Annotated in this window: 6 protein-coding genes; 4 read left to right on the forward strand and 2 right to left on the reverse strand. The window is 70.3% G+C overall.

Going from position 1 to position 6,664, the window contains the following annotated elements; all coding sequences use genetic code 11:
- Window positions 1–366, forward strand: a 366-nt coding sequence (locus I59_RS02080) for a nucleoside-diphosphate kinase (RefSeq protein ID WP_022902456.1), incomplete at its 5' end; no start/stop codon positions are given.
- Between the two features lie 37 nt (window positions 367–403).
- Window positions 404–1,252 (forward strand): thioredoxin domain-containing protein, encoded by an 849-nt coding sequence (locus I59_RS02085; protein ID WP_022902457.1) that lies wholly within the window; start codon window positions 404–406, stop codon window positions 1,250–1,252.
- A 408-nt stretch (window positions 1,253–1,660) separates the two neighbouring features.
- On the opposite strand, the gene I59_RS02090 is transcribed toward I59_RS02085, so the two are convergent.
- Entirely contained in the window at window positions 1,661–2,512 is an 852-nt protein-coding gene (locus I59_RS02090; RefSeq protein ID WP_022902458.1) for a thioredoxin domain-containing protein, read from the reverse strand.
- A 133-nt stretch (window positions 2,513–2,645) separates the two neighbouring features.
- Entirely contained in the window at window positions 2,646–3,248 is a 603-nt protein-coding gene (locus tag I59_RS02095) for a vitamin K epoxide reductase family protein (protein ID WP_022902459.1), read from the reverse strand.
- 336 nt (window positions 3,249–3,584) lie between these two features.
- Here I59_RS02095 and I59_RS02100 point away from each other — a divergent pair, with 336 nt between their 5' ends.
- Together I59_RS02100 and I59_RS23110 are read left to right on the forward strand one after the other, a co-directional pair.
- Window positions 3,585–6,464 (forward strand): Rne/Rng family ribonuclease, encoded by a 2,880-nt coding sequence (locus I59_RS02100; protein ID WP_022902460.1) that lies wholly within the window; start codon window positions 3,585–3,587, stop codon window positions 6,462–6,464.
- A gap of 2 nt (window positions 6,465–6,466) precedes the next feature.
- The coding region (locus I59_RS23110) for a hypothetical protein (protein ID WP_031272479.1) at window positions 6,467–6,664 on the forward strand (198 nt) is incomplete at its 3' end.

Raw genomic sequence — 6,664 nt, forward strand, 5'->3', positions numbered from 1 at the left:
GCAGCTCCCGGCGAGATCCTCCGTCGGATCGAGGCCAAGGGCTACGAGATCGTCGACCTGAAGATGCTGACCGCGCCGCGCGACCTGCTCGACGCGCACTACGAGGAGCACCAGGGCAAGCCGTTCTTCGAGCCGCTCGTGGAGTTCATGCAGTCCGGCCCGGTCGTCGCCGTGCGCGTCGCCGGCAACGGCGTCATCGCCGGGTTCCGCTCGCTCGCCGGCACGACGGACCCGACGTCCGCCGCGCCCGGCACGATCCGCGGTGACCTCGGTCGTGACTGGGGCCTGAAGGTCCAGCAGAACCTCGTGCACGGCTCGGACTCCACGGAGTCCGCGGCCCGCGAGCTCGGCCTCTGGTTCGCGTGAGCGACGACCGACGCGCGCGACCGCAGGAGCGAACGGCATGACGAACAACGACCGACCGAGCAAGAACGAGCGGCGCGCCCATGCGCGTGACGTCGCCCGGCAGCGAGCGGAGGCCGAACGCCGCCGCAAGCGCCGGAACAAGTGGTTCCTGCAGGGCGGCATCGGTCTGGGCATCATCGCGGTCGCGGCCATCGTCGCGATCGTCGTGGTCAACGTGAACAACGCGAACACGGTCTCGGCGACCGGCCCGGCGAACATGGCCACCGGTGCGATCCAGTTCACGGGCAAGGACGGCAAGATCACCCCGGTGGAGACCGGTGCCGTGAGCGCGAACGGGACCGCCACCCCGATCCCCACCACCGGACCGGACAGCACGGTCCAGGTGACCGAGTACATCGACTGGGCGTGCCCGATCTGCAAGCAGTTCGAGGCCGCGTACGCCGACCAGATCCTCGACAAGGTGAAGTCGGGTGACGTGACCCTGGCGGTCCAGCCGGTCTCGATCCTCGACCGCAACTACCGGAACAGCCGGTACGCCAGCCGGGCGGCGAACGCGGCGATGTGCGTCGCGAACTACCAGCCGGACAAGTTCCTCGACGTGCAGACGCAGTTCTACGACAACCAGCCCGAAGAGGGAACGTCGGGACTCACGAACGCCCAGATCGCCGACCTCGTCAAGAAGGGCGGGGCGACGAGCTCGAAGGTGTCCGAGTGCCTGTCGACCGAGCAGTTCAAGGGCTGGGTCACGAAGTCCACGGACACGGTGGTCAGCGACCCGGCGCTCCAGGGCGCCAGCGGCTTCGGCACGCCGACCGTCGTCGTGGACGGCAAGAAGGTCGACAACCTGACGGACGTGATCACCACGATCGACGCGGCCGCGAAGTAACACTCCCGGCACGCACGACGCCCCCGCTCCGGTCAGGAGCGGGGGCGTCGTCGTGCTGGACGTGCGGCACCCGGCGCGTGCGGCGCCCGGCATCCGGCGTGCGGCGCCCGGCATCCGGCATCCGGCGCCCGGCATCCGGCGTCCGGCGCCCGGGCCCCGCCGGCGCGAGGCTCTGGTCCCGTCGGGGCGGGGCGGGCACCCGGTCCCGTCGGCCCGCCGGCGCGGAGCCTCGAGATGACCAATGGCAGTTCCGGTTCGCGAAGCCCGGTGATCGTGCACCGGATCTGCCACCGTGCGAACCGAACGCTCACGTGGCAACGGCTGTCCGACGGGGAGCACGACTGGCGCACGCTCTCCGGTCTGATCCGGGGCCGTCGGACCGTCCGGTCAGGGCTCGTCAGCGGGTGGTCACGCCTTGCCGCCGTTCTGCAGGACGAACGCCGAGAACGCGTTGGTGTCCGTGAGCGAGCCGTCGTACTGCTTGCCGTTCACGATCACCGTCGGGGTACCGGTCAGCTTGTCGAGCGACGAGTTCGGGAGCTTGTCGTTGAGCACCCGGTTCGTGGCGTCGCCCACCCATCCGGCGAACCGCTGGTCGGTGATGCAGGACGCGACCTTCTCGTTCGTGGCGCCGGCGGCCGCCGCGAGCGAGGCGAGTTTGTCGTTCGACAGCCCCGTGGTGTTCTCGGACGGCTGGTTCTCGTACAACGAGGTGTTGTAGGCGAGGAAGGCGTCCGGGTCGTAGTTCGCCACGCAGGCGGCTGCGGCGGCGGACCGCGTGGAGTACTTCGAGCCCTGGGACACCCGGTCGAGCAGGTTGAACGGGTGCAACTCGAGCGTCGCCGAGCCGTCCTTGACCCACTGCTGGATCTGCGACATCTGCGCGGTCTCGAACTGGTTGCAGTACGGGCACATGTAGTCCGAGTACACGGTGATGTTCGCCACCGAGTCGTCCTGCTTCGTCGGCGTCGGCTGGCCGCCCTCGGGGATCGCCTTCGTCGCGACGGGCTCGATCTTCCCGTCGACGCCGTGCAGCAGGATGCCGTCGCTCGCCATGTTCGCCGGCCCCGGACCCGCGGGTTGCACCGAATTCGCGACGATGAGCACGATCGCGCTGACGACCGCGAGGCCGCCCACGATGATGCCGCTGATCGTCAGCGTGCGGTTGCGGCGGCGGCGCGCCTTCTCCTTCTCACGCGCGACCCGGGCACGCTCACGCGCCTCGTCCCGCCGTGCCTTCTTGCCCTGGTTGTCACTCATCGACTCCGAGCGTAGGTGCCCTCCGTGTCCGTGACGGGCGTCCTGCCTGGGAAGGCACCAGGAATTCGGTGACGCGTCATCGGCGGATCACAGCGGCTCCACTGCGAACGGCGTCAGCAGCCGAGCGACGACCTCAGAAGCTCTGGAAGATGCGCGGGAAGACGATGATGATCGACACGGCGATCACGAGGTAGTTCGCGAGCGGGAACGCCCAGCAGAACGGCAGGAGGGTCTTGCCGACGCGCTGCGCCCCGGCCCCGAAGCGACCCTGCGCGAGGTTCCAGATCGTGAACACCCAGAACATCGGGATCGTCATCGCCCAGACGAGCATGCACCACGGGCAGAGGGCTCCGATGAACCACACGGTCTGCGTGAAGAGCCACGTCACGAAGACCCACGCCAGGAACACCCCGGCGTTGAACGTGATCCAGAACCAGCGCGACCCGTTCCGGAAGCCCGCGAGCAGCAGGACGCCCACGGCGATCGGTGCGACGAAGCCCATCATGCCGATCAGGGGGTTCGGGAAGCCGAGGAGGTGCCCCTGGGCGCTCGTCATCACGTCCGAGCAGTTCACGAACACGTTGACGTCGCACGACAGCGCGGTCTTCGGGTTCTCGTACTTCGCGAACTCGTCGAGCACGAGCCGGAACGAGGCGTAGAGGGCCACGATCCCGGTCACGAGCAGGAAGATCCCCATGGCGATCGGACGGCGGGGCAGGGTTCGCGGCGTGCTCACGCCGTCATCATCGCACGCGTGATCCGGTCGTTTCCGGGAGTGGCATGCGATGATGGTGGGGTCGCACGACCGGACACGGTCACGCGGCGTGAGCTTTCCGGGCCCAGCCCGGACGAAACAGGCACGGTGAGAGCGTGCCGCGACCGGATCACGCGTCACTCCGACGCTCCGCGAGCCCGGGCCGGGTGCCCGGGGACGAACGGACGCGGACGCACCACAAGTTGCCGCGGGCCGGTCGCGAACGACAACGAGCGCGGGGACGTCGACGCCACCCGCAACACGAGAATTCCCGCCGTCCGACAGGGCGCGAGCGGGGCCGAGGAGTGCACCAGTTCCATGGTGGAGCAGAACAACAACGACAACACGAAGAACGACGAGACCCCGAAGCGCCGGAGTCGCCTGTTCGGCGGCCGTCGCGCCCGGTCGGCCGACCTGGAGGCACGGGGTGACGCCGACCAGTCGGCTCCCGCCGAGCAGACGGCCGGCTCCGAGACCGACGCGCACGCGCCGGTCGCGGACGCTCCGGCGGCGGACGCCACGGTCGAGGTCGGCACCGAGACGGTCGCGCTGACCGACGACGCGGCACCGGCCGTGTCGGTCGCCGTCGAGGCGACGGCGGGCGGCGACGCCCCGCACGACGTCAGCACCCTGACCGGCGACCTCCCGCTCATCGCCACCGAGGACCAGGCGACCGAGACGGTGGCGGCGCCCGCAGCGGAGGCGACGGACGTGACGGAGGCGAGCAGCGCCTCCAGTCCGACCGAGCCCGCGGACGAGCCGTTCGTCCCGAAGGCGACCAGCACGCTCAGCCTGATCTTCCACGCGCCGGTCCTGCCGGAGCTGCCTCCGGCCCGTGCGCCGCGGTCCGCGCAGGACGACCACGACGACGACGAGTCGGTCGGCACGCGCCGACGCACCCGTCGTCGCGGCAGCTCCTTCGGCGGTGCCGCCGAGCAGCCCGAGCCGCGCCGTCGTGAGCGTGAGCGCGAGCGGGAGCCGGAGCTCATCACCGAGCCGCAGCGCATCAAGGGCTCGACCCGACTCGAGGCGAAGAAGCAGCGCCGACGCGACGGGCGTGACGCCGGCCGTCGTCGTCAGGTCATCACCGAGGACGAGTTCCTGGCCCGCCGCGAGAGCGTCGACCGCCAGATGATCGTCCGATCGAGTTCGCAGAAGATCGAGATCGGCGTGCTCGAGGACGGCGTCCTCGCCGAGCACTACGTCACCAAGTCGCACAACGTGTCGCTCATCGGCAACGTCTACCTCGGCAAGGTGCAGAACGTCCTCCCGTCGATGGAGGCCGCCTTCGTCGACATCGGTCGCGGTCGGAACGCCGTGCTGTACGCGGGCGAGGTCGACTGGAACTCCGTCGACACCAGCCACGGCCGCCGCATCGAGTCGGCGCTGAAGCCCGGCGACAAGGTGCTCGTGCAGGTCACGAAGGACCCGGTCGGCCACAAGGGTGCCCGCCTCACCTCGCAGGTCTCGCTGCCCGGCCGCTACCTCGTGTACGTGCCGAACGGCTCGATGAACGGCATCTCCCGCAAGCTCCCGGACACCGAGCGCGCTCGCCTGAAGAAGATCCTCAAGGAGGTCCTCCCCGAGCACGCCGGCGTCATCGTCCGCACGGCGGCCGAAGGTGCGACCGAAGAGCAGCTGACCCGTGACGTCCAGCGCCTCACGAGCCAGTGGGAGGCGATCCAGAAGAAGGTCGCGAACGGGCACGCGCCGGTCATGCTCCACTCGGAGCCCGACCTGCTCATCAAGATCGTGCGCGACGTCTTCAACGAGGACTTCACCAAGCTCATCATCGACGGCGAGGCCGCCCGCGGCACGATCGAGGACTACCTCGACGCCGTCGCGCCCGACCTCAGGGACCGCGTCGAGATCTACGACGGCCCGGACTCGTTCGAGGAGTACCGCCTCAACGAGCAGATCGAGAAGGCGCTCGACCGCAAGGTCTGGCTGCCCTCCGGTGGTTCGCTCGTGATCGACCGCACCGAGGCCATGACGGTCGTCGACGTCAACACGGGGAAGTTCGTCGGGTCCGGCGGCAACCTCGAGGAGACCGTCACGAAGAACAACCTCGAGGCCGCCGAGGAGATCGTCCGTCAGCTCCGGCTGCGCGACATCGGCGGGATCATCGTCGTCGACTTCATCGACATGGTGCTCGAGTCGAACCGCGACCTCGTGCTGCGCCGACTCGTGGAGTGCCTGAGCCGCGACCGCACGAAGCACCAGGTCGCCGAGGTCACCTCGCTCGGCCTCGTGCAGATGACCCGCAAGAAGATCGGCGTCGGGCTCCGCGAGTCGCTCGACGAGGGTCACGCGAAGGTCAACGACAACAACGGCGAACCGGGGCCCCTCGAAGAACCGTCGGAAGAAGCCGCGGTGGCAACGGCGGGTCGAACGGGCACGGGCAACGGCGGGGCGAACGCAAACGGCACTGGCGGCTGTTCGTCNTCGGGCAACGGCGGCTCGAACGGCAACGGTTCCCAGACGCACCAGATCACCGACGACGTCAAGAACGCGCTCTCGCGCATCGCGGCGTCGACCATCCCGCACGAGGAGCACGCCGCTGCCGAGGCCGCCGGGGTGACCGGCGTCGCCGTCACCGGTGTCGCGAGCCCGGCGGCGCCGGAGTCCGCGCCCGAGGCCCCGGCCGCGTCGGCCGCGCCCCGCGACGGCTCGGAGTCGTCGTCGGAGTCGTCCGGCGGGTCGAAGCGTCGTCGTCGTCGTGGGAGCCGCGGGGGCGGTGAGCCGCAGACCACGTCGGCGGAGTCCTCGTCGTCGGAGTCGGAGTCGGAGTCGGATTCGGAGTCGAAGTCGAAGTCGGCCGAGCCCTCGTCGTCGAACGCCACCGACCGTGCTCCGGAGACCACTGAGGCTGCCTCCGCTCCCGCCGCCGCCGCATCGACCGAGCCGGCCGCGTCCGCTCCGGTCCGCCGACGCGTCAGCTCGAGCGCACCGGTGACCCCGACCGAGAACACGGTCGCGATCCTGGACATCCCGGTCGCCGTCACCAAGCGCGAACCCCGCCCGGTGCGCGGCGACACGGAGTCGCTGCTGGACTCGGTCCTCAACGCGCTCCCGGAGCCGAAGCAGCCCGGTCAGGGCCGCTCGCGCTCCCGTCGCGTGTCCTCCCCGAGCATCAGCGCCCCGGCGACCACCGAGGGCGACGCGCCCGAGGACGGCACCGTGATCGTGGGGAACTGACCGTGACCGACGCGGGGGACCCCCGGACGCAGGACCGCGGGTACTACGGCGCGGGCTGGCAGCAGCCCGCGCCGGGCCCCTCGGCCGGACCGACGTCGGTGCCGCCCGTGCCCCCGCAGCGACCGCGCGGCGCGCAGGACCCCCGGCGTGCGTTCGCTCCGGGAGCCTCGGTCGCGAACACGACCGGGGCGCTCATCGCC

Source organism: Curtobacterium sp. B8 (assembly GCF_000333315.1).
Classification (GTDB): Bacteria; Actinomycetota; Actinomycetes; order Actinomycetales; family Microbacteriaceae; genus Curtobacterium; species Curtobacterium luteum.